This is a genomic window from Lysobacter sp. yr284, from assembly GCF_900107375.1.
Taxonomy (GTDB): Bacteria; Pseudomonadota; Gammaproteobacteria; order Xanthomonadales; family Xanthomonadaceae; genus Lysobacter.
Genome location: NZ_FNPT01000003.1, coordinates 126,079 through 150,385 on the forward strand (window position 1 = coordinate 126,079; position 24,307 = coordinate 150,385).

Below are 24,307 nucleotides of genomic sequence, written 5' to 3' on the forward strand. Positions count from 1 at the left end.
GGATTGCCGCCGCCGCGCATGGCGGCAGGTTCGAAAGAACGTTCTGAACAAACGCATCGATAAAGAAACGCTGCAAAAGCAACGCCGCAAAAAAGAAAAGCTCCCCGGTCGCATCGGGGAGCTTTTTTCTTGCCCGTTCGCCTGGCGGCGCCTTGGGTCAGGCGTGAATCGGTCGTGCGTGGATCAATCCAGCGTGAATCGGGCGAGCGTGAATCGAGCGGACTTGGATCAGGTACCGCAGAAGCAGGTGGCGTTGGCGCCGACGCGCGCGCCGGCCGGGCTTTCGGCGTAGACCGAGCAGGCCGAGGCGTCGGCGGTGCCCTTGTTGGCCGGCGCCTGGGCCTTGGCGTTGCAGGTGCTGACGGTGACGCGCTTGCCGTTGCCGACCACGGTGGCGATGCAGTTCGACGAAACCTGCTCGCCGCTGCTGAGGTTGGCGGTGTTGTCGACGGCGACGACCGCGTCGCGGGTGGTGGCCAGCGCGGTGCCGAACACTTCGACCTTGGTCGAACCGGTCGGGCAGGCGAAGTCGGCGGTGCAGAACGCGCTGTCGCCGGCGGCGGCGCCGTCGACCGTGGCGTAGACCTGCACCACGCCCGGCAGCAGCTTGAGCGTCTTGCACTGGCTGGCGGCGTCGGCGTGCGGGGCGGCGAGCAGGCCGAGGCCGAGCGCGGCGACGGCCGCGAACAGCTTGGCGCGGATTGCGTAGTCCATGAGTTGTCTCCTTGAAGGTTGGATGGAACCGGCGCGGATGCGCGGCATCCGGGGACGCGGACGAGCACGCCGAGGCAGGGCGTACAGCAACGGCCGCATCGCGCGGCCGCGAGGAGAGTGCAGGTGAAAGACCAATGGCCGGATCGCGCCGGTGGGCGTCGGCCGGTAGTGCGCAGCGTCGTGGGCGTGCTTGTCCCCGCGCGCTAGGAGAACAAAACCACGTGTCGGCGCGGTTGCACGGGTGTGAACGCGCGCATGAATGCGCGTGTCGCCGCGCACGTGGCGCGGCGGCTGGCGAGTCTCAACTCTCGCTGCGCGCGAGCTTGCGTTCGCGCCGGTGCATCAGCACGCCGGCGACGCTGACGCCGATCGCCACCAGCACCACGATGATCGTGGTCAGCGCGTTGATCTCGGGGGTGACGCCAAGCTTGACCTTGGAATAGACCAGCATCGGCAGCGTGGTCGAGCCGGGGCCGGAGGTGAAGCTGGCGATGACCAGGTCGTCCAGCGACAGGGTGAAGGCCAGCAGCCAGCCGGCCAGCAGCGCCGGCGCGATCAACGGCAGGGTGATGACGAAGAACACCCGCCACGGCTTCGCGCCCAGGTCCATCGCCGCCTCTTCCAGGCTGGCGTCCATCGAGGTCATGCGCGAGCGCACCACCACGGTGACGTAGCACGCGGTCAGGGTGATGTGGGCCAGGGTGATCGTGGTCATGCCGCGCTCGGGCCAGCCGAACAACTGCTGCAGGCCGACGAACAGCAGCAGCGAGGACAGGCCGAGCATCACGTCGGGCATCACCATCGGCGCCGAGTTCATCAGGCTCAGGATGCCGCGCCCGGGGAACTTGCCGAAGCGCGACAGCGCCAGGCCGCTGGCGGTGCCCAGCGCGACCGCGGCGGTGGCCGAGATCGCGGCGATGATCAGGCTGCGCTGCGCCGCTTCCAGGATCTGCTCGTTCTGCGCCAGCGCGGCGTACCACTTCAGCGAAAACCCGCCCCAGGTGGTGGCGCGGTCGGAGCCGCTGAAGGAATAGACGATCACCGAGACGATGGGCAGGTACAGGAAGGCGTAGCCCAGCGCCATCATCGTGTACAGCGCGAACGGCCGCCGCTTCACGACTGCGCCTCGCGCGCGACGCGGCGGTTCTCGATGTATTCGAACAGCAGGGTCGGCAGCACGATCAGCAGCAGCATCGCCACCGCGATCGCCGCCGACAGCGGCCAGTCGCGGTTGGTGAAGAACTCGGTCCACAGCACCCGGCCGATGGTCAGCGCATCCGGGCCGCCGAGCACGTCGGGAATCACGAACTCGCCGACCGCCGGAATGAACACCAGCAGGCTGCCGGCGAGGATGCCGGGGAACGACAGCGGCAGGGTCACCCGCCGGAACGCCTGCCACGGCTTCGCGCCGAGGTCGGCGGCGGCTTCGAGCAGGGTGAAGTCCAGGCGGATCAGGGTCGCCGCTAGCGGCAGGATCATGAAGGGCAGGTAGTTGTAGGTGATGCCGATGTACACGGCGAGGTTGCTGTGCAGCACCGCCTGGCCGGGTTCGAGCAGGCCCAGGCCGACCAAGGTCTGGCTGAGCCAGCCGTTGGCGCGCAGCAGGCCGATCAGCGCGTAGGTGCGCAGCAGCGAGCTGGTCCAGAACGGCAGGATCACCAGCACCAGCAGCAACAACCGCCACAGCCGCGGCGCGCGCGCGATGCCGTAGGCGATCGGGTAGCCCAGCAGCAGGCAGCACAAGGTGGAGACGCCGGCGAACAGCAGCGACTTCAGGTACGCCGCCACGTACAGCGGGTCGGCCAGCAGCGCGGCGTAGTTGGCCGCGTGCAGGCGCAGGGTGGTGCCGCCGTTCTCGGCGGTCTCCAGCAGCGGCGTGTACGGCGGCACCTGGCCGAACACCGACTGGGCGAAGCTGATCTTCAGCACGATCAGGAACGGTACGCAGAAGAACAGCGCCAGCCACAGCATCGGGACCGCGGTGACGAGCAAGCGTCCGCGGCGGGTGCGGAATTCGTCGCCTACCGAGCGGAACCAACCGAAAAGGTTATAAACGACATCCGCCCAGAACCCCCAAATTCCCGAGCCTTGCCTGCGCTCCTGCACGCTCACGACCGACCTCCCGCGACGACGGCCGCAAAACCCGAATGCGAAGATCCGCCGCTCACGACGTCAACACCACCGCGCTGGTCGCATCCCACGACAGCCACAAGGTGTCGTCCCAGTCGTAATGCGGCTGCGAGCTGCGCGCCACGTGCGTCTCCTGCACCCGCAGCACCGCGCCGGCCTCGGTCTGCACGTGGTAGATCGACACGTCGCCCAGATACGCGATGTCGCGGACCTTGCCCATCACCGCGTTGTCGAAGCCCTCGGGCCGGGTCTCGTGCACGTCGATCTTCTCCGGCCGCACCGCGATGCCGACCGCGGTGCCTTCCGGCAGCGGATCGGGATGGCGCGCGAGCAGTTCGCCGCCGACCCCGTCGCACTGGATGCGCAGGTCGCCGTCGCCGTCCTGGCCGAGCACGCGGCCTTCGAGCAGGTTGATGCCGCCGATGAACTCGGCGACGAAGCGCGTGGACGGGTATTCGTACAGCACCGCCGGGGTGGAGACCTGGACGATGCGGCCGGCGTCCATGACCGCGATGCGCGAGGACATGGTCATCGCCTCTTCCTGGTCGTGGGTGACCATGATGAAGGTGGTGCCGACGCGTTCCTGGATGCTCACCAGTTCGAACTGGGTGTGCTCGCGCAGCTTCTTGTCCAGCGCGCCCAGCGGCTCGTCCAGCAGCAACAGCTTGGGCTGCTTGGCCAGCGCGCGCGCCAGCGCCACGCGCTGGCGCTGGCCGCCGGAGAGCTGGTCGGGCTTGCGGTTGCCGAGCTGCGGCATGCGCACCAGTTCCAGCATCTGCTGCACGCGGTCGCGGATCTCGCCGGCGCCGGGCTTGGCGCCGCCGCTGGAATGCTTGAGGCCGAAGGCGATGTTCTGCGCCACGCTCATGTGCGGGAACAGCGCATAGCTTTGGAACATCATGTTGACCGGCCGCTGGTACGGCGGCAGGTCGGTGACGTCGATGCCGTCGATCAGCACCCGGCCGCGGTCGGGCGATTCGAACCCGGCCAGCACCCGCAGCAGGGTGCTCTTGCCCGAGCCCGAGCCGCCGAGCAGGGCGAAGAACTCGCCGCGGTAGACGTCCAGCGAGATGTCGTCGCAGGCGTAGACCTTGCCGAAGGTCTTGGTGACCCCTTCGATGCGCACGAACGGCTGCGCGGCGGGGTCGCGCCAGGGCTCCAGCGCGGGGCTGCGGACGGGGACGCTCACGCGCTCAGTGCCCGCTCTTGATGCTGGTCCACGCGCGCACGCGCTGGCGCTGCACGTCCTCGGGCAGCGAGCGCGGATCGACCAGCTTGGCGCGCACGGCTTCGGGCGGGTACACGCCCGGGTCCTGGGCGATGGCCGGATCGACCAGCGGCGCGGCGCCCTTGTTGGCGCTGGCGTAGGCGACGTGGTTGCTGATCGCCGCGGCCACCTTGGGATCGAGCAGGTAATCGATGAAGGCGTGGGCGTTGCCGATGTGCTTGCTGTCCTTGGGGATCGCGATCACGTCGACCCAGCGGATCGCGCCTTCCTTCGGGATCGCGAAGCGCAGGTTCGGCGCCGGCTTGCCGGCCTTCTTGGCCGCGTCGAACGCGGCGGTGCTGGCCTGGGCGATGTCGCCGGAATAGCCCATCACGATGCAGGCGTCGCCGTTGGCGAAGGCGTCCTTGTACTCGGCGTTGTTGAAGGTGCGCACATACGGGCGGATCGCCGCGTAGACCTTCTTGACCGCGTCGATCTCGTCGGCGGCGCCGGCGTTGGGATCGCGGCCGAGCCACAGCAGCGCCGCGCCGAAGGCTTCCTGGTCGTCGTCGAGCACGGTGATGCCGCACTTGCCGAGCTTGGCCGCGTTGGCCGGATCGAACAGCAGCGACCACGAATCCAGCGGCGCGTCCTCGCCCAGCGCCTGCTTGATCTTGTCGACGTTGAGGCCCAGGCCGGTGGTGCCCCACATGTACGGCACCAGGTGCTCGTTGCCCGGATCGATCGAGGCCAGGTTCTGCAGCAGTTGCGGGTCCAGATGAGTCCAGTTCGGCAGCTTGCTCTTGTCGAGCTTGGCGTACATGCCGGCCTTGACCTGGCGCTGGGCGAACGGGCGCGCCGACGGGAACACCGCGTCGTAGCCGGAGGCGCCGGCGCTGAGCTTGCTTTCCAGGGTTTCGTTGGCGTCGTAGACGTCGTAGTTGACCTTGACGCCGCTGGCCGCCTCGAAGTTCTTGACCGTGTCGTCGGCGACGTAGTCCGACCAGTTGTAGACGTTGAGCACCTTCTCCTCGGCGCCGGGCTTGGCGGCGGGGCCGTTGGCGTCGGCGGCGGGCTTGCCGCCGCAGGCGGCGAGCATGAGGACGGCGCAGGCGAGCGGGGCGAGGCGCAGGGTCACGGGAATCTCCTGGGAAGACGGGCGGCCCGGCGCGGACGCAACGGCGGCGGGGCGTTGGCGGGGATGTTCGGAAACGGGCCGCGCGGTGTCAACGGATTATGCGATTGCCCAGGTCTACGCCGCGTTCGCGCGGACCTCGCCGGGTTGCGGCGAGGCGACGGCGGCGCGCAGGCGGACGGGAGACGGCGAACCCGGCGGCTCGGGGCCGGCCCGGTCGGGGCGGGTCTTGGGGCGGCGTCGGCCCGCACCGGCGCGGGGCGGTCGTCGCGGACGCGGCCACGGCCGACGCGCGCGCCGGCGCGACGTGCGGTATCGTCGCGCTCCGGTCCGCCGGCCCAGGCCGCCGCGGCCACCGGCCGGCCCCGCGCCGTCCGATCGTTTCGCCGCCGCTTCGAGCGCGGCGCCGCGTCCCGCCGGGACGTCGCGCCGCACGTTTTCCAGGGAGATTGCAGATGTCCGACCGTCGCCAGCCAGCGCGCCTGCGCGCCCCGCAACTGTTGTTGGCCGCCGCCCTGGCCACGGCCGCGCCTTCGGCCTGGGCCGAGGAGAGCGGCGACAGCGAGCGCGACTGGAACGTCCGCGGCGGCGTCACCGCGATGAGCGATTACGTCTGGCGCGGCGTTTCCCAGACCCAGGAAGACCCGGCGCTGCAGGCCGAGATCAACCTGGAACACCGCAGCGGCTTCTACGCCGGCGCCTGGGTCTCGAGCATCGACTTCACCGCACCGGGCGAGGACAGCGACGGCGTCCACTACGAACTCGACGGCTACCTGGGCTGGTCGGGAGAACTGCGCCCGGGCCTGGAACTGGACGTGGTCCTGACCCGTGCCGCGTACCCGGGCGCCAAGCGCGGCTACGACTACGACTACACCGAGCTGGAAGGCACCCTGAGTTTCGCCGAGCACTACCACGTCGGCCTGGCCTATTCGCCGGACATCTTCGGCCTCGGCGGCAAGGGTTATTACTGGAACGCGGGCGGCGAATGGCCGCTCGGCGAGAGCGGCTTCGGGCTCAAGGCGCAGGTCGGCTACTACGACCTGCAGGACCCGTTGGGCGACAGCTACAACGATTATCTGCTGGCGCTGACGCGAGAGTTCGGGCCGCTGCATGCGGAGCTGCAGTACACCACCACCTCGAGCTACGGGCCGAAGATTTCGGAGGGGTTGGACGACAAGAAGCTGGCGGATGGCAAGGTGGCGGTGTTGGTGGGGTGGACGTTCTGATTTCGTGTGGGGGTGTGCGGGCGGCGGGGCAGCCGCGACGACGCGGCTACGTTGCCACGCTCCTGAAACCGCGAATCCGTCCTCCTGAAACTGCGAATCCCGCTTGCCGTCATTCCGGCGAAAGCCGGAATCCATTTTGACTTTGCTGTTGCTCCTGCCTTTAGCGCAGCAACGAGTGACGACAAGCCACCATCCAAAGCTTCCGTCCGCAAGCGGCCGGGTCACTTTCTTTGTCCAAAGCCACAAAGAAAGTAACCAAAGAAAAGGCATTGCTGTTTCGAATCAAGAGCCACTAGGTCCAGCACCGGACGCGGGGCCGCGCCATAAGGGGCATCCTGCCCCATGGCGCGCGTGCGCATCCATGCGCACGCCCTTCGGGGCTGCGAGACGTGTGCTTCGCGTGGGGTTGCGTCCGGGCGAACGGCAATGGCAACGGCAACGGCAAAATGGATTCCGGCTTTCGCCGGAATGACGGCGGTGGCGTTGCGTTTCCGACTGTAGGAGCGGCGCGAGCCGCGACCACGCCGACGCAACTACGACGAAACCCTCGCAATCGCCGCGATGGCGCGGTCGCGGCTCGCGCCGCTCCTACCGGGGCGTGCCGCGGCAGACGCTGCTCTCGCGTGCGGTCGATCGAGGTCGATTCCGGCTTCGCCGCAGCGACGAAGGGTGAGGCGCGGTTGCACGGTCCGAAGCCCCTGTAGGAGCGGCGCAAGCCGCGACCAACCGCAGCGACGCAGCCCCGCCGTCGCCTCCCGAAGCCACTACGCGCCACGTTGCTCTGCCAACTGCAGGCCCGTCCCGCACATCCGTGAGCACCTCGCGCCCGCTGCCTCACCCGACCGCATCCTGCCCGCACACCCGCTCGACCACGCCGCGCAACCAGGCGTTGGCGGGGTCGGATTCGCTGTCGGCATGCCAGTACAGGTGCAGCTGCGCTGCGGGCAGCGCGAACGGCGGTTTCATCCGCACCAGGTCCGCGTAGGCGGCGGTGCGCGTCGCCAGTCCCGCCGGCATGGTCAACAGCAGGTCCGATTGCGCGACCACCGCGCAGGCGGCGTGGTAGCCCTGGCAGCGCAACGCGACCTGCCGCTGCACGCCGAGGTTGAGCAAGGCGAGGTCTTCGATCACCTGGCCGCTCGCGCGCGTGGACACCGCCACGTGCTGCGCCTGCAGGTAGTGCTTCAGGCTCAGCCGCCGCGCCAGCGGGTGGCCGGCGCGCAGCAGTACGCAGAAGCCGTCCTGGAACAGCGGCCGGTGCCGCACCGGTTCGCGGATCGGCAGGGCCACGTCCACGGCCAGGTCGACCTGGCCGGCGGCGAGTTCGCGGCCCAGGTCGCGCCGCGGCAAGGCCACGCTGGCCAGGGTCGCCGCCGGCGCCAGCGTGCGCAGCGCCTGCACCAGGGCCGGCAGTAGCACGGTCTCGGTGGCTTCGGGCAGGCCGATGCGGAACGCCTGGCGGCTGGCGGCCGGCTCGAAGCGGTCGCGCTGGCGCAGCAGTTCGCGCAGCCGCGCCAGCGTCTCCAGCAGCGGCGGGGCGAGGCGCTGGCAGGCGGCGGTCGGGCGCATGCGGCGACCGTTGCGCACGAACAGCGGGTCGTCGAGCTGGCTGCGCAGCCGCGCCAGCGCATGGCTGACCGCCGAGGGCGTGAGGTGCAGGGCGCGCGCGGCGAGGCTGAGGTTGCGCTCGCGGTGGATCGCCTCGAACACCTTGAGCAGGTTGAGATCGAGCGGGTCGCTGCGGCTATGAATCTGGTTCATGCCATGACGTTAGCAAATATCACTTCATTCATTCCGGGCGCGCGCCTAGGATGCAGGCAGGCCGGAGCGTTCCGGCGCCGGGAACCTTCCGCCATGGACTTCGCCCCCAGCGCGCGCAGCCAGGACTGTCTGCAGCGCCTGCAAGCCTTCCTCGACGAATACGTCGCCCCGTTCGACGAGCGCTACCGGCGCGAGAACGCCGAACTCAACGCCGGCGCCGACTGGCGCCGCTGGCGCGTGCATCCGCGCATCGGCGAACTCAAGGCGATGGCGCGCGAGGCCGGCCTGTGGAACCTGTTCCTGCCCGATCCCGAACTCGGCGCCGGGCTGTCGGTGCTCGACTACGCGCCGCTGGCCGAAGCGATGGGGCGCTACGAGTTCTGCGCCGAGATCTTCAACTGCAACGCGCCCGACACCGGCAACATGGAAGTGCTATACCACTACGGCAGCGACGCGCAGAAGCGCCGTTGGCTGCGGCCGCTGCTGGACGGCGAGATCCGCTCGGTGTTCTGCATGACCGAGCCGGACGTGGCGTCCTCCGACGCCACCAACATGCGCGCGCAGATCCGCATCGAGGGCGACGAGATCGTCGTGCGCGGGCGCAAATGGTGGTCCACCGGGATCGGCCATCCCGATGCGCGGGTCGCGATCTTCATGGGCCTGTCCGATCCCGACGCCGCGCCGCACGCGCGCCACAGCATGGCGCTGGTGCCGCTGGACGCGCCGGGCGTGCGGATCGAACGCATGCTGCCGACCTTCGGCGAATACGACCCGCCCTACGGCCACGGCGAGGTGAGTTTCGAGCAGGTGCGGCTGCCGCGCGATCATCTGATCCAGGGCCCGGGGCAGGGCTTCGCCATCGCCCAGGGCCGGCTCGGGCCGGGCCGCATCCACCACTGCATGCGCGCGATCGGCGCGGCCGAGCGCGCGCTGGAGCTGACCATCCGCCGCGGCGCCGGGCGCGAGGCCTTCGGCCAGCCGATCCTGCGCCTGGGCGGCAATCTGGAACGGGTGGCGCAGGCGCGCATGGCCATCGACCAGGCCCGCCTGCTGACCTTGTACGCTGCCTGGAAGATCGAACGCTTCGGGGTGAAACAGGCGATGAGCGAAATCTCCGCGATCAAGGTGGTCGCGCCGAACATGCTGCAGGAGATCGTCGACCAGGCGATCCAGGTCCACGGCGGCGCCGGCGTCAGCCACGACACGCCGCTGACCGGCCTGTTCGCGCTGGCGCGCGCGCTGCGCATCGCCGACGGCCCCGACGAGGTGCACCGGGCGATGGTGGCGCGGGTGGAACTGGCCAAGTACGGCATCGGCCGCAAGCGCGAGGCCGCCGCATGAGCGCCGGGCTACGCGTGTTCGTCACCGGCGGCGCCTCCGGGCTCGGCCGCGCGCTGGCCGAAGGCTATGCGCGCGAAGGCGCGCGGGTGCTGGTCGGCGACGTCAACGCCGCGCGCGGCGAAGAGGCGCTGGCGGCCTTGCGCGCGCTGCAGCCCGAAGCGCATTACCTGCACTGCGACGTGACCCGCGAAGACGATCTGCAGGCCGCGGCCGAGTGGATGCAGGCGAACTGGGGCGGCGCCGACCTGGTGATCAACAACGCCGGCGTCGCCGACATGGGCCCGGTCGAGGCGATGCCGCTGGCGGACTGGGAGTGGATGGTGCAGATCAACCTGCTCGGCGTGGTCCGCGGCTGCAAGGCCTTCATCCCGATGCTCAAGCGCCAACGCGGCGGCGGCCTGCTCAACATCGCCTCGATGGCCGGGCTGGTGCATCCGCCGTTCGCCGGCGCCTACAACGCGACCAAGGCCGCGGTGGTGGCGCTGTCGGAAACGCTCAAGGCCGAACTGGAGCCCGACGGCGTGCGGGTCAGCGTGGCGTGTCCGGCGTTCTTCCGCACCAACCTCGGCGAAAGCCTGCGCACCCGCGATCCGCGCTATGCGCGCTGGATGAAGAAGCTGGTCGAGGAGTCCAAGGTCGACGCGGACCAGGTCGCGCGGCGCATCCGCGAAGGCGTGGCGCGCGGCGAGTTCCGCATCCTCACCCATCCCGCGGCCAAGCGCTTCTGGCTGCTCAAGCGGTTGCTGCCGTACCGCCTGTACGAGGCGGCGATGCGCCGCGCCGGCCAGCGCGGGCGCTCGCGTTCGCAGCCGGCCAACGGGCCGCGTTCGGCATGACCGCGGCCGCGCGCGACGATGCGCGGCCGGTGCGCGCGGGCGAGGAACTCGACGCGGCCGCGGTCGACGCCTGGCTCAAGCCGCGCCTGCCGCATCTGCAGGGCGCGCCCGAAATCGCCCAGTACGCCGGCGGCGCGTCCAACTGGACCTATCGCCTGCGCTACGCCAACGACGACCTGATCCTGCGCCGTCCGCCGGCCGGCAAGAAGGCCCGCTCGGCGCACGACATGGGCCGCGAATACCGCATCCAGCAGGCGTTGGAACCGGTGTTCGCGTTCGTGCCGAAGATGTATGCGCACTGCGCCGACGAGTCGGTGATCGGCGCGGAGTTCTACGTGATGCAGCGCCTGGACGGGCTGATCCTGCGCAAGAACCCGCCGCCCGGTTTCGAACTGCCGCGCGAGCGGGTCGCCGCGCTCGCGCACAACGTGCTCGATACGCTGGTCGCGCTGCACCAGGTCGACTACCGCGCCGCCGGCCTGGACGGGCTGGCGCCGGGCGCGGGCTACGCGCAGCGGCAGATCGAGGGCTGGAGCAAGCGCTACGCCGACGCGCGCACCTGGAACGTCCCGCGCGGCGGCAAGATCATGGCCTGGCTGCGCGAGCGCCTGCCGCAGGAGGAAATCATCCGCCTGACCCACAACGACTTCCGTTTCGACAACGTCGTGCTCGACCGCGACGACCCGACCCGCATCGTCGGCGTGCTCGACTGGGAACTGGCCACGCTCGGCGATCCGTTGATGGACGTGGGCAACCTGCTGGCCTACTGGGTGCAGGCCGACGACGACTTCATCGCCCGCGACACCCGTCGCCAGCCGACCCACCTGGCCGGCATGCCGAGCCGGCGCGAGGTCATGGACTACTACAGCCAGCGCACCGGCTGGCGTCCGCGCAGCTGGGCGTTCTACGAGGTCTACGGCCTGTTCCGGCTCTCGGCCATCGCCCAGCAGATCTATTACCGCTACCACCACGGCCAAACCCGCAACCCGGCGTTCAAACGCTTCTGGCTGTCGGTGAACTACCTGCACTGGCGCTGCCGCCGGGCGATCGCGCAAGCAGGGCGCAGCGCATGAGTACGACCATCCACCTGATCCGCCACGGCCAGGCCGCGTTCGGCGCCGCCGACTACGACCAGCTCAGCGACCTGGGCCGCGAGCAGTCGCGTCTGCTCGGCGCCGCGCTGGCGCCGCTGGCGGGCGAGGGCGATCTGGCGATCTGCGGCGGCATGCGCCGACACCGCGAGACCGCCGAGGAATGCCTCGCCGCGATGCTGAGTGCGTCTCCCACGGGCGCGAGCGGGGTTGGGGCGAGGGCCCCCGCCTGCGACCAACGCTGGAACGAATTCGACCACGTCCAGATCCTCGCCCGGCACCGCCCCGAGTACGCCGACCACGCCCGCCTGAGCGCGGACCTGCGCGCCCAGCCCGACCCGCACCGCGCGTTCCAGACCCTGTTCGCCGCGGCGATGCAGCGCTGGGCCGGCGGCGAATTCGACGCCGACTACGACGAGCCGTGGCCGGCGTTCCGCGCGCGCTGCAGCGCCGCGCTGCAGGCCGTCGCGGCGCAGGCCGGCGACGCGCGCAACGTCTGGGTGTTCACCTCCGGCGGCCCGATCGCGGCGATCGCCCAGTCGTTGCTCGACGCGCCCGACGCGCAGGCGTTGCGGTTGAGCTGGACCCTGGTCAACGCCAGCCACACCCAGGTGCACGCCGCCCGCGGCGGCCTGCGCCTGTCCACCTTCAACGGCCACGCGCACCTGTACCCGCGCGCGGGCCTGATCACTTACCGCTGAGGCCGACCGTCATGCGCAAGCGCATTCTCATCACCGGCGCCAGCTCCGGCCTGGGCCGCGGCATGGCCCGCGAATTCGCCCGCATGGGCCGCGACCTTGCGCTGTGCGCGCGCCGGCTGGACCGGCTGGACGCGCTCAAGGCCGAGCTCGAAGCCGAGCATCCGGGCATCCGCGTGGCCGTGCGCAGCCTGGATGTGACCGACCACGACGCGGTGTTCCGCGTGTTCGCGGAACTGCGCGACGAACTCGGCGGCCTCGACCGGGTGGTGGTCAACGCCGGCATCGGCCAAGGCGCGCCGGTCGGCAAGGGCCAGTTCGCGCTGAACCGCGCCATCGTCGAGACCAACTTCCTTGCCGCGCTGGCCCAATGCGAAGCGGCGATGGAGACCTTCCGCGCGGCCGGGCAGGGCCACCTGGTGCTGATTTCCTCGATGAGCGCGATGCGCGGCCTGCGCGGCGGCCTGACCGCTTACGCCGCGAGCAAGGCCGGCGTGGCCGCATTGGCCGAAGGCATCCGCACCGACATGCTGCGCAAGCCCGCGATCCGGGTCAGCACGGTGTTTCCCGGCTACATCCGCACCGAGATGAACGACGGCGCGCCAGCGGCGCACACGCCCTTCATCATCGACGAGGCCACCGGTTGCCGCTTGCTGGCGCAAGCGATCGAGAAGGAAAAGAACAAGGCCTATGTGCCGTGGTGGCCGTGGGCGCCGCTGGGGTGGTGGATGAAGCGCGCGCCGTTGTCGTGGGTGGCGCGGCTCAACTGAACGGGTGTCGGTTCGCTTGCTTTTTGTAGGTGCGGTTCGAGTCGCGACTGCGACAATCCATTGCGGCGCAAGGTGCGTCGTAGCCGTTGATTCGCGGTCGCGGCTTGCGCCGCTCCTACAGGGGCTAGGGCCGCCCACTTATCGTTGTTCCGGCGAACGCCGGAATCCATTTTGCCGTTGTAGTTGCTCTGGCCGTTGCTGTTCGCCCGGACGCAACCCCACGCGAAGCACATGTTCCGCAGCCCCGCAGGGCGTGCGCATGGATGCGCACGCGCGCCATGGGGCAGGATGCCCCTTATGGCGCGGCCCCGCGCCGCTGTGAGCCATAGTGGCTCTTGATTCGAAACAGCAATGCCTTTTCTTTGGTTACTTTCTTTGTGGCTTTGGACAAAGAAAGTGACCCGGCCGCTTGCGGACGGAAGCTTTGGATGGCGGCTTGTCTTCACTCGCCACCACGACAAAGGTTGACCCTTCCGCGGCACGCCCCCTGTAGGAGCGGCGCAAGCCGCGACCGCGCCACCACAGCGGTTGCGAAGGTTTCGTCGTAGTTGCGTTGTCGCGGTCGCGGCTCGCGCCGCTCCTACAGTTGGATACGCGACTCCATTGCCGTCATTCCGGTTGATCTTGCGGTTGCTTTCGCCGTTATCGCTGTGTCGCGCGACGACCGGCAAAGATCAAGGGCTTTCGTCCGCAAGCGGCCGAGTTACTTTCTTTTGGCAGCGCGCCAAAAGAAAGTAACCAAAGAAAAACGCTGGTCTAAAGTCACCAGCCACAAAGTCCAGCACCGGGCGCGGGGCTGCGCCATAAGGGACATCCTGTCCCATGGCGCACGCGCGCATCCATGCGCGCGCCCTTCGGGGCTGCGGAACATGGGCCTCGGGCGAGGTTGCGTCCAAGCTGGGAGCAACGGCAACGGCAACGGCAACGGCAACGGCAACGGCAATAGCAACAGCAACAGCAAATGAATTCCGGCCTTCGCCGCAATGACGGGCGGGAGGTCCCCTGAGAAGACAGAGTGTTCCGCGCCGCTCCGATTAGACGTGCCCGGCCCGGTCGCCGTCGCAACACTCCGCCGCCAGGTCCTGCAGGATCGGGCAGTCCGGGCGGTCGTCGCCGTGGCAGCGTTGCGCCAGGTCTTCCAGCGTGCGCTGCATCGTCTGCATCTCGCGGATCTTCTCCGCCAGTTCGTGGGCGTGGTCCAGGGCCAGGCGCTTGACCTCGGCGCTCTCGCGCGAGCGGTTGTCCCACAGCCCAAGCAAGGTCTCGATCTGCTTGATCGAAAACCCCAGCGAGCGCGAGCGCTTGATGAAGCGCAGCCGGTGCAGGTCGGCGTCGCTGTAGAGGCGGTAGCCGGCGATGCTGCGCCCGGCCTCGGGGATCAGGCGGATGCTCTCGTAGTGGCGGATCATCTTCGCGCTGACCCCGCTGAGCTGGGCGGCCTCGCCGATGTTGTGCAGGCCCTCGGCCTTGGCCTGGGCCAGTTCGGGCGCGGATGCGTGGCGGTTCATCGGCAGGTGGCTCCTCAACGAACGGGCGCTGGCGTTCATGCCGGCTTCCAGCGGCGCAGCAGCAGAGTATTGCCCAATACGCTGACGCTGGAGAACGCCATCGCCGCGGCGGCGAACACCGGGTCGAGCAGGCCGAACGCGGCCAGCGGGATGCCCACGACGTTGTAGCCGAAGGCCCAGAACAGGTTCTGGCGGATCTTGCGGGTGGTGCGGCGGGAAATGGCGATGGCGTCGGCGACCAGGGTCGGCTCGGTGCGCATCAGGGTGATGCCGGCGGCCTGCATCGCCACGTCGGTGCCGCTGCCCATGGCGATGCCGACGTCGGCCGCGGCCAGCGCGGGCGCGTCGTTGACGCCGTCGCCGACCATCGCCACGGCGCCGCCGCGGGCCAGGTCGGTCACCGCCGCGGCCTTCTGCTCGGGCAGCACGTCGGCGCGCACGTCGTCGATGCCGAGCTGCTGCGCGATCGCGTTGGCGGCGCCGGCGTGGTCGCCGGAGATCATCGCCGTGCGCAGGCCCAGCGCGTGCAGGCGCGCGATCGCCGCGCGCGCGCCGGGGCGCGGCGCGTCGCGGAAGGCGAGCAGGCCCAGCAGCTGCGGCGCGGCGCCCAGGCGCTCGCGCGCCAGCCACGACACGCTGTGGCCGCTGTCGCCCAGCGCCTGCGCCTGTTCGCGCAGCGCGCCCAGGTCGGCGCCGGCTTCGTCGAGCATGCGCGTGCTGCCCAGCGCCAGCGCTTCGCCGGCGACGTTGCCGCGCACGCCGCGGCCCGGCACGGCGCGCAACTGGGCGGCGCCGAGCGGCGCGGCGCGTTCGGCCGCGGCGGCGACCAGCACCGCCTTGGCCAGCGGATGCTCGCTGCCCGATTGCAGCGCGGCGGCGCGCGCCAGCAGGCCGGCGCGGTCGCCGTCGGCGGCGATCCATTGCGCCAGCACCGGCTTGCCCTCGGTCAGGGTGCCGGTCTTGTCGAAGGCGACGATGCCGATGCGGTGCGCGTTCTCCAGCGCTTCGGCGTCCTTGATCAGGATGCCGTAGCGCGCGGCCACGCCGGTGCCGGCCATGATCGCGGTCGGCGTGGCCAGGCCCAGCGCGCACGGGCAGGCGATCACCAGCACCGCCACCGCGTGCAGCAACGCCTGGCTCCAGTCGCCGCTGTACAGGCCCCAGCCGATCAGGGTCAGCAGCGCCAGGCCGATCACCACCGGCACGAACACCGCGCTGACCTGGTCGACCAGGCGCTGGATCGGCGCCTTCTTGGCCTGCGCGTCCTCGACCAGGCGGATGATCCGCGCCAGCGCGCTCTCCGCGCCGACCGCCAGGGTCTCGACCACGATCCGGCCTTCGCCGTTGACCGCGCCGCCGGTGACGGTGTCGCCTTCGCCGCGCGCCACCGGCAGCGATTCGCCGGTGATCAGCGATTCGTCGGCGTGGGTGCGGCCCTCGCGGATGCGGCCGTCGGCGGGGATGCGTTCGCCGGGCAGGACCACGACCCGGTCGCCGACCTGCAGCTGGGCGATGGCGATCTCGCGCTCGACCCCGTCCTTGAGCACCCGCGCCCGCGCCGGCCGCAGCGCCTGCAGCGCGCGGATCGCCGCGGTGGTCTGGCGCTTGGCCCGCGCTTCCAGCCACTTGCCGAGCAGGATCAGGGTGACGATCGCGGCCGAAGTCTCGAAGTACAGCGCCATCGTCTCGCCGCGCAGCAGGTGGTACAGGCTCAACCCGTAGCCGGCGCTGGTGCCCAGCGCGACCAGCAGGTCCATGTTGCCGCTGCCGGCGCGCAGCGCCGCCCAGCCGGCGCGGTAGAAGCGCGCGCCGAGCCAGAACTGCACCGGCGTGGCCAGGGCGAACTGGACCCAGCCGGGCAGCATCCAGTGCTTGCCGAACAGCAGGCCGATCATCGGCGCGACCAGCGGCAGGGTCAGCGCCGCGGCGATCAGCAGGTGCCGGGTCTGGCGCGCCAGCGCGGCCTGGGCCTGGGCTTCGCGCGCGTCGATGTGGCCGGCGTGGGCGGGGTCGGCGGCGGCGTCCTGCTGCGCGGCCGAGCCGCCGCCGCCGTCGCCCGGGCCGTCGCCGCCCGGCAACTGCGCCTGGTAGCCGGCGCGGGCGACCGCCTCGATCAGCGCCGCCGGCTCGACCGAGCCGAGCGCTTCGATCCGGGCGCGTTCGGTCGCCAGGTTGACCGTGGCCGCGATCACCCCGGGCACCGCGCGCAGCGCCTTCTCGATCCGGCCCACGCAGGAGCCGCAGGTCATGCCGCTCACTTCCAGGGTGGTCTCGCGGGTCGGCACGGTGTAGCCGGCCGCGGCGACCGCGGCGACGATCGCGGCCGGCGCGAGCGGCGCCTCGTAGGCGACCTCGGCGCTTTCGGTGGCGAGGTTGACGGTGGCCTCGGCGACCCCGGGCAGGGCGCGCAAGGCCTTCTCGATCCGGCCCACGCAGGAGCCGCAGGTCATGCCTTCGACGTCGAGGCGCAGGCGTTGCAGGGCGGGGGAGGGAACAGCGGTCGCGTTCATGGACAAGTCCTGGTTGGCTAGACGCCGCACAGGCTGGGGCTTGCCATGATGGTAAGGTCAAGGTTGATCGTGCGGCGTGAGCCGGGCGGCTGTCGCGGGGCCGGTCTGCAGGCGCGCGCCGCTCCGGGACGGCCGATCCGGGCGAAGCCGCGCTGAAGGGTTCAGTCGCACCGGCTGAGACCGCCCGGCCCCAGGCTGGCCGGTGCCACAATCGCCCCCATATCCACACGATCCCCGCATCGCCTTCCGGCAGGCCGCTCGCCATGGCCCCAGACGCACTCGACGCCTTCCATCCCGCCATCGCCGCGTGGTTCCGCGCCGCCTTCGCGGCGCCGACCCGGGCGCAGGAGCTGGCCTGGCCGAACATCCGCGCCGGCCGCAACACCCTGGTCGCCGCGCCGACCGGCTCGGGCAAGACCCTGACCGCGTTCCTGGCCGCGATCGACGCGCTGGTGCGCGAAGGCCTGGAACGGGGCCTGGGCGACGAGACCCAGGTGGTCTACGTCTCGGCGCTGAAGGCGCTGTCCAACGACATCCACCTCAACCTGGAAGCGCCGCTGGCGGGCATCGCCGAACAGCTGCGGCGCATGGGCCTGCCCGACCCGGGCATCCGCGCCGCGGTGCGCACCGGCGACACCCCGGCCGGCGAGCGCACCGCGATGCGCAAGCGCCCGCCGCACATCCTGGTGACCACGCCCGAATCGCTGTACGTGCTGCTCGGCTCCGAATCGGGGCGGGCGATGCTGGCGAACGTGCGCTCGGTGATCGTCGACGAAATCCACGCGGTCGCCGACGACAAGCGCGGCAGCCACCTGAGCCTGAGCCTGGAGCGCCTGCGCGAACTGTGCCCGGCGCCGCCGGTGCGGATCGGCCTGTCGGCGACGCAGAAGCCGATCGACGAGGTCGCGCGCTTCCTGGTCGGCAGCGAGGCGGTCGCCGCCGACGGCACGCCCGATTGCGCCATCGTCGACATCGGCTACGACAAGCGCCGCGACCTCGCCCTGGAGCTGCCCGGCTCGACCCTGACCGCGGTGATGTCGCACGACCAATGGGACGAGGTCTATGAGCGCCTGGCGGCGCTGGTCGGCGAACACCGCACCACGCTGGTGTTCGTCAACACCCGGCGGATGGCCGAGCGCGCGGCCAAGCACCTGGCCGACCGGCTCGGCAAGGACGTCGTGGCCGCGCACCACGGCAGCCTGTCGCGCGAACTGCGCCTGGACGCTGAGCAACGGCTCAAGCGCGGCCAGTTGCGGGTGCTGGTGGCGACCGCGTCGCTGGAACTGGGCATCGACATCGGCGATGTCGACCTGGTCTGCCAGCTCGGTTCGCCGCGCGCGATCGCCGCGTTCCTGCAGCGCGTGGGCCGCGCCGGCCATCATGTCGGCGGCGTGCCCAAGGGCCGCCTGTTCCCGTCCTCGCGCGACGACCTGGTCGAATGCGCGGCGCTGCTCGACAGCGTGCGCCGCGGCGAACTCGACGCGCTGCGCATCCCGCCGGCGCCGCTGGACGTGCTGGCCCAGCAGATCGTCGCCGAGGCGGCGATGCGCGACTGCGGCGAGGACGAACTGTTCGCCTGCATGCGCCGCGCCTGGCCGTACGCGCAGTTGCAGCGCGCGCAGTTCGACGCGCTGGTGCGCATGCTCGCCGACGGCTTCGCCACCCGGCGCGGGCCGCGCGCGGCCTACCTGCACCGCGACGCCGTGCACCGGCGCCTGCGCGCACGGCGCGGCGCGCGCATGACCGCGGTGATGTCCGGCGGCACCATCCCCGACACCGGCGACTACGCGGTGGTGCTGGAGCCGGAGGCGACGGTCATCGGCAGCGTCAACGAGGATTTCGCGGTCGAGAGCCTGGGCGGCGACGTGTTCCAGCTCGGCAACGCCAGCTACCGCATCCTGCGGGTCGAGCCGGGCCGGGTGCGGGTGGAGGACGCGCAGGGCCAGCCGCCGAACATCCCGTTCTGGCTCGGCGAGGCGCCGGGCCGCAGCGACGAACTCTCGCTCAGCGTGTCGCGCCTGCGCGCGGCCACGGGCGCGGCGTTCGAGCGCGCCGGCGACAGCGCCGGCGCGGCGCGGCTGCTCGCCGACGAGTTCGCGCTCGATCCGGCCAGCGCCTTGCAGTTGGCCGACTACCTCGGCCGCACCCGCCAGGCGCTGGGCCTGGTGCCGACCCAGGACGTGCTGGTGTTCGAGCGCTTCTTCGACGAATCCGGCGGCACCCAACTGGTCATCCATTCGCCCTACGGCAGCCGCATCAACAAGGCCTGGGGCCTGGCCCTGCGCAAGCGTTTCTGCCGCAAGTTCAACTTCGAACTGCAGGCCGCGGCGACCGAGGACGCGATCGTGCTGTCGCTGTCCACCAGCCACAGCTTCCCGCTCGAGGACGTGGCGCGCTACCTGCACTCGGCCTCGGCGCTGGACGTGCTGGTCCAGGCCCTGCTCGACGCGCCGCTGTTCGGCGCGCGCTGGCGCTGGGTCGCGACCACCGCGCTGGCGCTGCCGCGCTTCGCCGGCGGCAAGAAGGTCGCGCCGCAACTGCAGCGGATGAAGAGCGAGGACCTGCTGGCGACCGTGTTCCCCGACCAGGTCGCCTGCGCCGAGAACCTGGCCGGCGAGCGCGAAGTGCCGGAGCATCCGCTGGTCGAGCAGACCCTGCACGATTGCCTGTACGAGGCGATGGACAGCGAAGGCTGGCTGCGCATGCTGCGGCGGCTGGAGGCCGGCGAGATCCGCGTGGTCGGCCGCGACGTCACCGGCCCGTCGCCGATCGCCGCCGAAGCGCTCAACGCCAAGCCGTACGCCTTCCTCGACGACGCGCCGATCGAAGAGCGCCGCACCCAGGCGGTGATGGCGCGCCGCTACGGCGACGCCGACAGCGCCGACGATCTCGGCCGGCTCGATCCGCAGGCGATCCAGGCGGTGCGCGAGGAAGCCTGGCCGGATGTGCGCGATGCCGACGAGATGCACGAGGCGCTGATGGGCCTGGGCTTCGCCACCGCCGAGGAAGCCGACGCGTACGGCTGGAACGGCTGGCTGGGCGAACTCGCGGCGAACGGCCGCGCGACCGCGCTGCGCCTGCGCGCCGACGACGCCGCGCCGGCCTGGTGGATCGCCACCGAGAACCTGCCGCAGGCCATGGCGCTGTTCGCGCACGCCGCGGCGGCGCCGGCGGTGCGCGTGCCGCAGGAATACGCGCGGGTCGAATGGAACCCCGAAACCGCGCTGGTGGAACTGCTGCGCGCGCGCCTGACCGGGCTGGGCCCGACCACGGCCGCGCGCCTGGCGGGCGATGCGCGGCGCGAGCCGTTCGAGGCCGAGCTGGCGCTGCTGCGGCTGGAGTCGGAGGGCTACGTCATGCGCGGCCGCTTCGAGCCCGAGAGCCTGCTCGGCGGCGACGAGCAATGGTGCGAGCGGCATCTGCTCGCGCGCATCCATCGCTACACGGTCGGCCGCCTGCGCCGCGAGATCGAGCCGGTGGCGCCGCGCGACTACGCGCGCTTCCTGTTCGACTGGCAGAAGCTGTCGCCACGCGCGCGCATGAGCGGGCCGCAGGCGCTGCAGGCGGTGCTGGGGCAGTTGGAAGGCTTCGAGGCGCCGGCCTCGGTGTGGGAGAGCGAACTGCTGCCGGCGCGCATCGGCGACTACGAATCGGGCTGGCTCGACGAACTGTGCGGCGCCGGCCGGGTCACCTGGGCGCGGCTGCGCCCCAGCAACGCCAGCGTCGAGGCCGGCGCCGAGCCCGCGCCGCCGCATGGCGTGCCGAGCGTGCGCCAGACCCCGATCGTGCTGCTGCCGCGGCGCGCGCTGGCGGATTGGCAATGGGCCGCCGGCCGCAACGCCGACCCGGCGCCGGTGTCCTCGCGCGCGCAGCGCGTGCTCGACGCGCTGGCCGCGCGCGGCGCGTCGTTCTTCGACGAACTCGAACGCTCCGCGCACCTGCTGCGCACCGAGCTGGAAGAAGCGCTGGGCGAGCTGGTGGTGCGCGGGCGCATCACCTGCGACAGCTACGCCGGCCTGCGCGCGCTGCTGGTGCCGCCGTCCAAGCGCGCCAGCAGCCACGGCCAGCGCCGCCGCCGCGCGTTGCTGACCGAACTGCAGGACGCCGGGCGCTGGTCGCTGACGCGGCCGGACGAGGCGCCGCCGGCCGACCCCGCGCAGGCCGCCGCCGCGGCCGCCGAATCGGTCGAGCACATCGCCTGGCGCCTGCTCGAACGCTACGGCGTGGTGTTCTGGCGGTTGATCCAGCGCGAGGCGGCGTGGCTGCCGCCGTGGCGCGACCTGCTGCGGGTGTACCGGCGGCTGGAGGCGCGCGGCGAGATCCGCGGTGGCCGTTTCGTCAGCGGCATGACCGGCGAACAGTACGCGCTGCCCGATGCGGTGGCCGCGCTGCGCCTGGTGCGCCAACGCGAGCGCGACGGCGACATCGTCTGCGTGTCGGCGGCCGATCCGCTCAACCTCACCGGCGGCGTGCTCGCCGGGACCAAGGTGCCGCGCATCCCCGGCGCGCGCATCGCCTTCCGCGACGGCGTCGCGGTGGCGAGCCTGCTGGCCGGGCAGGTGGAATGGATCGAGGAACTGCCGGCGGACGCGCAGCGCGAGGTGCAGCGGCTGCTGCAGCGCCGTCCCGGCGGCGCTGCGGCGGCGGCCGACACGCGCATCGACGAGGTCATGCGCACTCTGGGCTTGGGCGCGCGCTGAAACGACCGGCGGCGCAGCCTGAGCGATTCAGCGCGGAACCGCGACGCAGTTCCGCCGCCGCGACAAAACCTGCAAAGCGACGCCGGCGATGCGCGCGCCGATGAGCGCAATCTCCATGCATCGCGGCGATTCGGCGCAGTCGCATTGTCGGCTGCGCCATATCCGTTGGCGCGAATCTGAACGTGGAAAAAATGCGCACCCAGTCCATCTACGTCGCCTTCGCGCGGCGTAGTGGCATGGTGGCTGCAGGGGGCCGTGATCGAAGCGAAAGCGCGAATGCGCACGCGAGACCGACGACGCGTCCGCTCCAACGTTCGCAGCATTCGCCTCCTGCATCGGCGCGACGGTCCGGTACGCGCGCCGCATTCTTCGAGGACCCGCAATGCGTCTTGAATCCTTGCAAATCGCCAGCCACCGCCGTTCCGCCATCGCCGCCCAGGCGATCGAATCCGCGCCTTCGCCGATGTCGCCCGATGCGGTCGACCTGGACTCGGAACTGAGCTACTGGCGCGCCAACTACCGCGTACTGTTCGGCCGCCCGGGGCTGCGCTTCAGCGACTACGAGCCGGCGGTGAAGCTCGGCCTGGACGCGTACGTGCGCGGCCAGGTCGAGGGCGGGCCCGAACTCGAAGAACAACTGCGCGACCGCTATCGCCGCGTGCACGGCGCCTCGCGCCTGGACTGGAACGATGCGCGCGCGGTGGCCGTGGCCGCCTGCGAACGCATCCAGCGCGAACGCGCCGGGCGATGAGCGCGCTGCACCGCGGCTTCGAGCGCGGCGCCAAGGCGGCGTCGCGCTTCGCCGGCCATCCGCTGTGCTTCGGCCTGGCGGTGGCGGTGGTGGTGGCCTGGGTGGTGTCCGGGCCGTTGTTCGGTTTTTCCGATACCTGGCAGCTGGTGATCAACACCGGCACGACCATCGTCACCTTCCTGATGGTGTTCCTGATCCAGAACTCGCAGAACCGCGACGCGGCGGCGGTGCAGATCAAGCTCGACGAACTCATCCGCGCCACCCGCGAGGCCGAGAACGCGCTGCTGGACCTGGAGGAACTCGACGAGGACGCGCTGGAGCGCTTCCGCAAGCGCTACGAAGACCTCGCCTGCAAGGCGCGCGAGGAGGCCGGCCGGCGCGGGGCGGACGGCGACGCCGGTCCGCGGCGCGACGCGCGCGAGCGGCCCCGTGCGCAGGAAAAGCGCGCGTTGCGCGAGCTGCGCGTAGAACGCGAAGACGAACGCGGCGGCTGAGACAACCAACCACCCGCGCGCGCTGCCTGCGCGTTCCCCGTGGGAGGGCTTTCTGGCCCGACGCTGTTGTGCGGCGATCGCGACGATCGGGCGCAACGCAGCCGGACCCGAGGGACCTCCCACATTGTTTCCTCATCGCGCGTTCATGCGCTCGCGCCCGATCCGGCCGCCATGACGCCGCGCGCATGAACCCGCCACCTCGCCTTAACGTTGCGCAGGTCCGCGCTTAACTCCCTCGCCGCTAGCGTGGAGTCCGACAACACACGGCGCAGTTCTTTTCGGCGGGCGCTGCTCGCCGGCCGAGCGAACGCGAACCGCGCCTTCCGCCGAGCCGGGCGAACCGGCCCCTGATCGGAGACCGAACATGCCCCGCGGCGACAAGTCGTCCTACACCGACAAGCAAAAACGCCAGGCCGAACACATCGAGGAGGGCTATCGCAAGGAAGGCGTGTCGAAGAAGGAAGCCGAGGAGCGCGCCTGGCGCACCGTCAACAAGCAGGACCACGGCGGCAAGAAGTCCGGCGCCGGTCGCAAGGATTCGCATTGAGGCCGTCGCCGCATCGCCGCTTACCCGCAGCGCCCGCGCTGCTTTTTCGGAGGAACCGCATATGAAGACCGTCCTTATCGCCGCCGCCGCGCTCGGCCTGGCGCTTTCCGCCGCCGCCGGCGCGCAGACCGCCGGCACCCGCGCCGATACCATGCAGGACCCGGCCGCGACCGCCAGCGGCGACTCGCAGCAGCCGGTCAGCGATACCTGGATCACCACCAAGGTCAAGACCGAACTGATGGCCACCGGCGGCGTGCCGGGCACCGACATCAAGGTCGAGACCGTCAACGGCGTGGTCAAGCTGTCGGGCAGCGTGAACAAGACCCAGGCCGACAAGGCCGCGTCCATCGCGCGCAACATCGACGGGGTCAAGAAGGTCGATACCAGCGGCCTGATGGCGTCGAAGGCCCGCTGATCCCTCGCGGCCGCCGGGGCGGTGCGGGGTGCGGCGCGTAAAACGCGCCTCGCGCCCCGCGCCGCGGACGCGCCGGCCGGCCGCGCGGCGGAGCGAAGCTCATGACCAGACTCGCCGACCGCGTCTACCGCGATCCTGCCGACCTGCGCCGCCTCACCGCGTTGGTCGAGCAACTGCCCGACGAAGGATTGGTGGACCTGCAATTGATCGACGGCAGTTGGCGCGCGGCGGTCGTGACCACGCGCCCGAGCCTGCAGACCTTTCTCGACCGCGACGGCCGCGAGGGCATCAATGCGGTGCTGCGCATCGACGACCCGCGCACCGGCCGCAGCGACTACCTGTGGGTCGACGAACTCGCCCAGGTGCGTCCGCTCCATTCGTCGCATCGCCGCTTCACCGATTGACGGCCGGGGGCGGCGGTGCGACGGGCGGCCGTGAGCGAACGTGAACCAGGCCTCATCGCGGCCGATGTG

At 70.9% G+C, this 24,307-nt stretch carries 20 protein-coding genes; 12 read left to right on the top strand and 8 right to left on the bottom strand.

Features of this window, described 5'->3' with window-relative positions; genetic code table 11:
* Positions 1-228: 228 nt before the first annotated feature.
* From BLV01_RS07465 to BLV01_RS07485, 5 genes are all read right to left on the bottom strand, one after another.
* The gene (locus BLV01_RS07465; RefSeq protein WP_091796149.1) at positions 229-714 is read right to left on the bottom strand and encodes a hypothetical protein; all 486 of its coding nucleotides are present in this window, start codon (positions 712-714) and stop codon (positions 229-231) included.
* Positions 715-1,015: 301 nt separating this feature from the next.
* Positions 1,016-1,831 (bottom strand): ABC transporter permease subunit, encoded by an 816-nt coding sequence (locus BLV01_RS07470; protein ID WP_254782547.1) that lies wholly within the window; start codon positions 1,829-1,831, stop codon positions 1,016-1,018.
* Positions 1,828-2,685, bottom strand: coding sequence for an ABC transporter permease subunit (locus BLV01_RS07475; protein ID WP_091797337.1), 858 nt, complete (start codon positions 2,683-2,685; stop codon positions 1,828-1,830). Before BLV01_RS07475 ends, BLV01_RS07470 begins: the two co-directional genes overlap by 4 nt.
* 193 nt (positions 2,686-2,878) lie before the next feature.
* On the bottom strand, positions 2,879-4,033 hold the full coding sequence (locus BLV01_RS07480; RefSeq protein WP_091796151.1) for an ABC transporter ATP-binding protein: 1,155 nt from the start codon (positions 4,031-4,033) through the stop codon (positions 2,879-2,881).
* A gap of 4 nt (positions 4,034-4,037) precedes the next feature.
* Positions 4,038-5,189 carry a polyamine ABC transporter substrate-binding protein gene (locus BLV01_RS07485; protein WP_217633461.1) on the bottom strand — a complete coding sequence of 384 codons (1,152 nt, stop codon included), beginning with the start codon at positions 5,187-5,189 and terminating at the stop codon, positions 4,038-4,040.
* Positions 5,190-5,641: 452 nt separating this feature from the next.
* On the opposite strand from BLV01_RS07485, the gene BLV01_RS07490 reads away from it, so the two are divergent.
* The gene (locus BLV01_RS07490; RefSeq protein WP_139178546.1) at positions 5,642-6,412 is read left to right on the top strand and encodes a TorF family putative porin; all 771 of its coding nucleotides are present in this window, start codon (positions 5,642-5,644) and stop codon (positions 6,410-6,412) included.
* Positions 6,413-7,246: 834 nt separating this feature from the next.
* Here BLV01_RS07490 and BLV01_RS07495 read toward each other — a convergent pair.
* Positions 7,247-8,173 carry a LysR family transcriptional regulator gene (locus BLV01_RS07495; RefSeq protein WP_091796155.1) on the bottom strand — a complete coding sequence of 309 codons (927 nt, stop codon included), beginning with the start codon at positions 8,171-8,173 and terminating at the stop codon, positions 7,247-7,249.
* 93 nt (positions 8,174-8,266) lie between these two features.
* On the opposite strand from BLV01_RS07495, the gene BLV01_RS07500 reads away from it, so the two are divergent.
* The 5 genes from BLV01_RS07500 to BLV01_RS07520 are packed head-to-tail and all read left to right on the top strand — an operon-like array spanning position 8,267 to position 12,909.
* Positions 8,267-9,514, top strand: coding sequence for an acyl-CoA dehydrogenase family protein (locus BLV01_RS07500; protein ID WP_091796157.1), 1,248 nt, complete (start codon positions 8,267-8,269; stop codon positions 9,512-9,514).
* Positions 9,511-10,350 (top strand): SDR family oxidoreductase, encoded by an 840-nt coding sequence (locus tag BLV01_RS07505; protein ID WP_091796159.1) that lies wholly within the window; start codon positions 9,511-9,513, stop codon positions 10,348-10,350. The genes BLV01_RS07500 and BLV01_RS07505 overlap by 4 nt, the downstream gene beginning before the upstream one ends.
* Entirely contained in the window at positions 10,347-11,423 is a 1,077-nt protein-coding gene (locus BLV01_RS07510; protein ID WP_091796161.1) for a phosphotransferase family protein, read from the top strand. Before BLV01_RS07505 ends, BLV01_RS07510 begins: the two co-directional genes overlap by 4 nt.
* Positions 11,420-12,142 (top strand): histidine phosphatase family protein, encoded by a 723-nt coding sequence (locus BLV01_RS07515; protein WP_091796163.1) that lies wholly within the window; start codon positions 11,420-11,422, stop codon positions 12,140-12,142. Before BLV01_RS07510 ends, BLV01_RS07515 begins: the two co-directional genes overlap by 4 nt.
* Positions 12,143-12,153: 11 nt before the next feature.
* Positions 12,154-12,909, top strand: a complete 756-nt coding sequence (locus BLV01_RS07520) for an SDR family oxidoreductase (protein ID WP_091796165.1) — start codon at positions 12,154-12,156, stop codon at positions 12,907-12,909.
* A gap of 1,034 nt (positions 12,910-13,943) precedes the next feature.
* Here the strand turns inward: BLV01_RS07520 and cueR are convergent.
* Both cueR and BLV01_RS07530 read right to left on the bottom strand, forming a co-directional pair.
* Positions 13,944-14,456 (bottom strand): Cu(I)-responsive transcriptional regulator, encoded by a 513-nt coding sequence (gene cueR / locus BLV01_RS07525; RefSeq protein WP_254782548.1) that lies wholly within the window; start codon positions 14,454-14,456, stop codon positions 13,944-13,946.
* Positions 14,453-16,927, bottom strand: a complete 2,475-nt coding sequence (locus BLV01_RS07530) for a heavy metal translocating P-type ATPase (protein WP_091796169.1) — start codon at positions 16,925-16,927, stop codon at positions 14,453-14,455. The genes cueR and BLV01_RS07530 overlap by 4 nt, the downstream gene beginning before the upstream one ends.
* Positions 16,928-17,190: 263 nt before the next feature.
* Between BLV01_RS07530 and BLV01_RS07535 the strand changes: the two genes are divergently transcribed.
* The 6 genes from BLV01_RS07535 to BLV01_RS07560 all read left to right on the top strand — a co-directional run bounded on the left by BLV01_RS07535 (position 17,191) and on the right by BLV01_RS07560 (position 24,238).
* Complete coding sequence (locus BLV01_RS07535) at positions 17,191-21,627, top strand: DEAD/DEAH box helicase (protein WP_091796171.1); 4,437 nt, start codon at positions 17,191-17,193, stop codon at positions 21,625-21,627.
* Between the two features lie 382 nt (positions 21,628-22,009).
* A complete protein-coding gene (locus BLV01_RS07540; protein ID WP_139178547.1) occupies positions 22,010-22,378 on the top strand; it encodes a hypothetical protein in 369 nt (122 codons plus the stop codon).
* A complete protein-coding gene (locus tag BLV01_RS07545) occupies positions 22,375-22,872 on the top strand; it encodes a low affinity iron permease family protein (RefSeq protein ID WP_091796175.1) in 498 nt (165 codons plus the stop codon). Before BLV01_RS07540 ends, BLV01_RS07545 begins: the two co-directional genes overlap by 4 nt.
* A 364-nt stretch (positions 22,873-23,236) precedes the next feature.
* Positions 23,237-23,419 (top strand): hypothetical protein, encoded by a 183-nt coding sequence (locus tag BLV01_RS07550; RefSeq protein ID WP_091796177.1) that lies wholly within the window; start codon positions 23,237-23,239, stop codon positions 23,417-23,419.
* A 61-nt stretch (positions 23,420-23,480) separates the two neighbouring features.
* Positions 23,481-23,834, top strand: coding sequence for a BON domain-containing protein (locus tag BLV01_RS07555; protein ID WP_091796179.1), 354 nt, complete (start codon positions 23,481-23,483; stop codon positions 23,832-23,834).
* Positions 23,835-23,935: 101 nt separating this feature from the next.
* Positions 23,936-24,238 (top strand): DUF3247 family protein, encoded by a 303-nt coding sequence (locus BLV01_RS07560; protein ID WP_091796181.1) that lies wholly within the window; start codon positions 23,936-23,938, stop codon positions 24,236-24,238.
* The last annotated feature ends 69 nt before the right edge of the window (positions 24,239-24,307 follow it).

Bases quoted from the DNA above. Each gene is read 5' to 3' on its own strand.
- BLV01_RS07465 (WP_091796149.1), bottom strand. From the start codon at position 714: ATGGACTACGCAATCCGCGCCAAGCTGTTCGCGGCCGTCGCCGCGCTC.
- BLV01_RS07475 (WP_091797337.1), bottom strand. From the start codon at position 2,685: ATGCTGTGGCTGGCGCTGTTCTTCTGCGTACCGTTCCTGATCGTGCTG.
- BLV01_RS07490 (WP_139178546.1), top strand. From the start codon at position 5,642: ATGTCCGACCGTCGCCAGCCAGCGCGCCTGCGCGCCCCGCAACTGTTG.
- BLV01_RS07495 (WP_091796155.1), bottom strand. From the start codon at position 8,173: ATGAACCAGATTCATAGCCGCAGCGACCCGCTCGATCTCAACCTGCTC.
- BLV01_RS07500 (WP_091796157.1), top strand. From the start codon at position 8,267: ATGGACTTCGCCCCCAGCGCGCGCAGCCAGGACTGTCTGCAGCGCCTG.
- BLV01_RS07505 (WP_091796159.1), top strand. From the start codon at position 9,511: ATGAGCGCCGGGCTACGCGTGTTCGTCACCGGCGGCGCCTCCGGGCTC.
- BLV01_RS07510 (WP_091796161.1), top strand. From the start codon at position 10,347: ATGACCGCGGCCGCGCGCGACGATGCGCGGCCGGTGCGCGCGGGCGAG.
- BLV01_RS07515 (WP_091796163.1), top strand. From the start codon at position 11,420: ATGAGTACGACCATCCACCTGATCCGCCACGGCCAGGCCGCGTTCGGC.
- BLV01_RS07520 (WP_091796165.1), top strand. From the start codon at position 12,154: ATGCGCAAGCGCATTCTCATCACCGGCGCCAGCTCCGGCCTGGGCCGC.
- cueR (WP_254782548.1), bottom strand. From the start codon at position 14,456: ATGAACGCCAGCGCCCGTTCGTTGAGGAGCCACCTGCCGATGAACCGC.
- BLV01_RS07530 (WP_091796169.1), bottom strand. From the start codon at position 16,927: ATGAACGCGACCGCTGTTCCCTCCCCCGCCCTGCAACGCCTGCGCCTC.
- BLV01_RS07535 (WP_091796171.1), top strand. From the start codon at position 17,191: ATGGCCCCAGACGCACTCGACGCCTTCCATCCCGCCATCGCCGCGTGG.
- BLV01_RS07540 (WP_139178547.1), top strand. From the start codon at position 22,010: ATGCGTCTTGAATCCTTGCAAATCGCCAGCCACCGCCGTTCCGCCATC.
- BLV01_RS07545 (WP_091796175.1), top strand. From the start codon at position 22,375: ATGAGCGCGCTGCACCGCGGCTTCGAGCGCGGCGCCAAGGCGGCGTCG.
- BLV01_RS07550 (WP_091796177.1), top strand. From the start codon at position 23,237: ATGCCCCGCGGCGACAAGTCGTCCTACACCGACAAGCAAAAACGCCAG.
- BLV01_RS07555 (WP_091796179.1), top strand. From the start codon at position 23,481: ATGAAGACCGTCCTTATCGCCGCCGCCGCGCTCGGCCTGGCGCTTTCC.
- BLV01_RS07560 (WP_091796181.1), top strand. From the start codon at position 23,936: ATGACCAGACTCGCCGACCGCGTCTACCGCGATCCTGCCGACCTGCGC.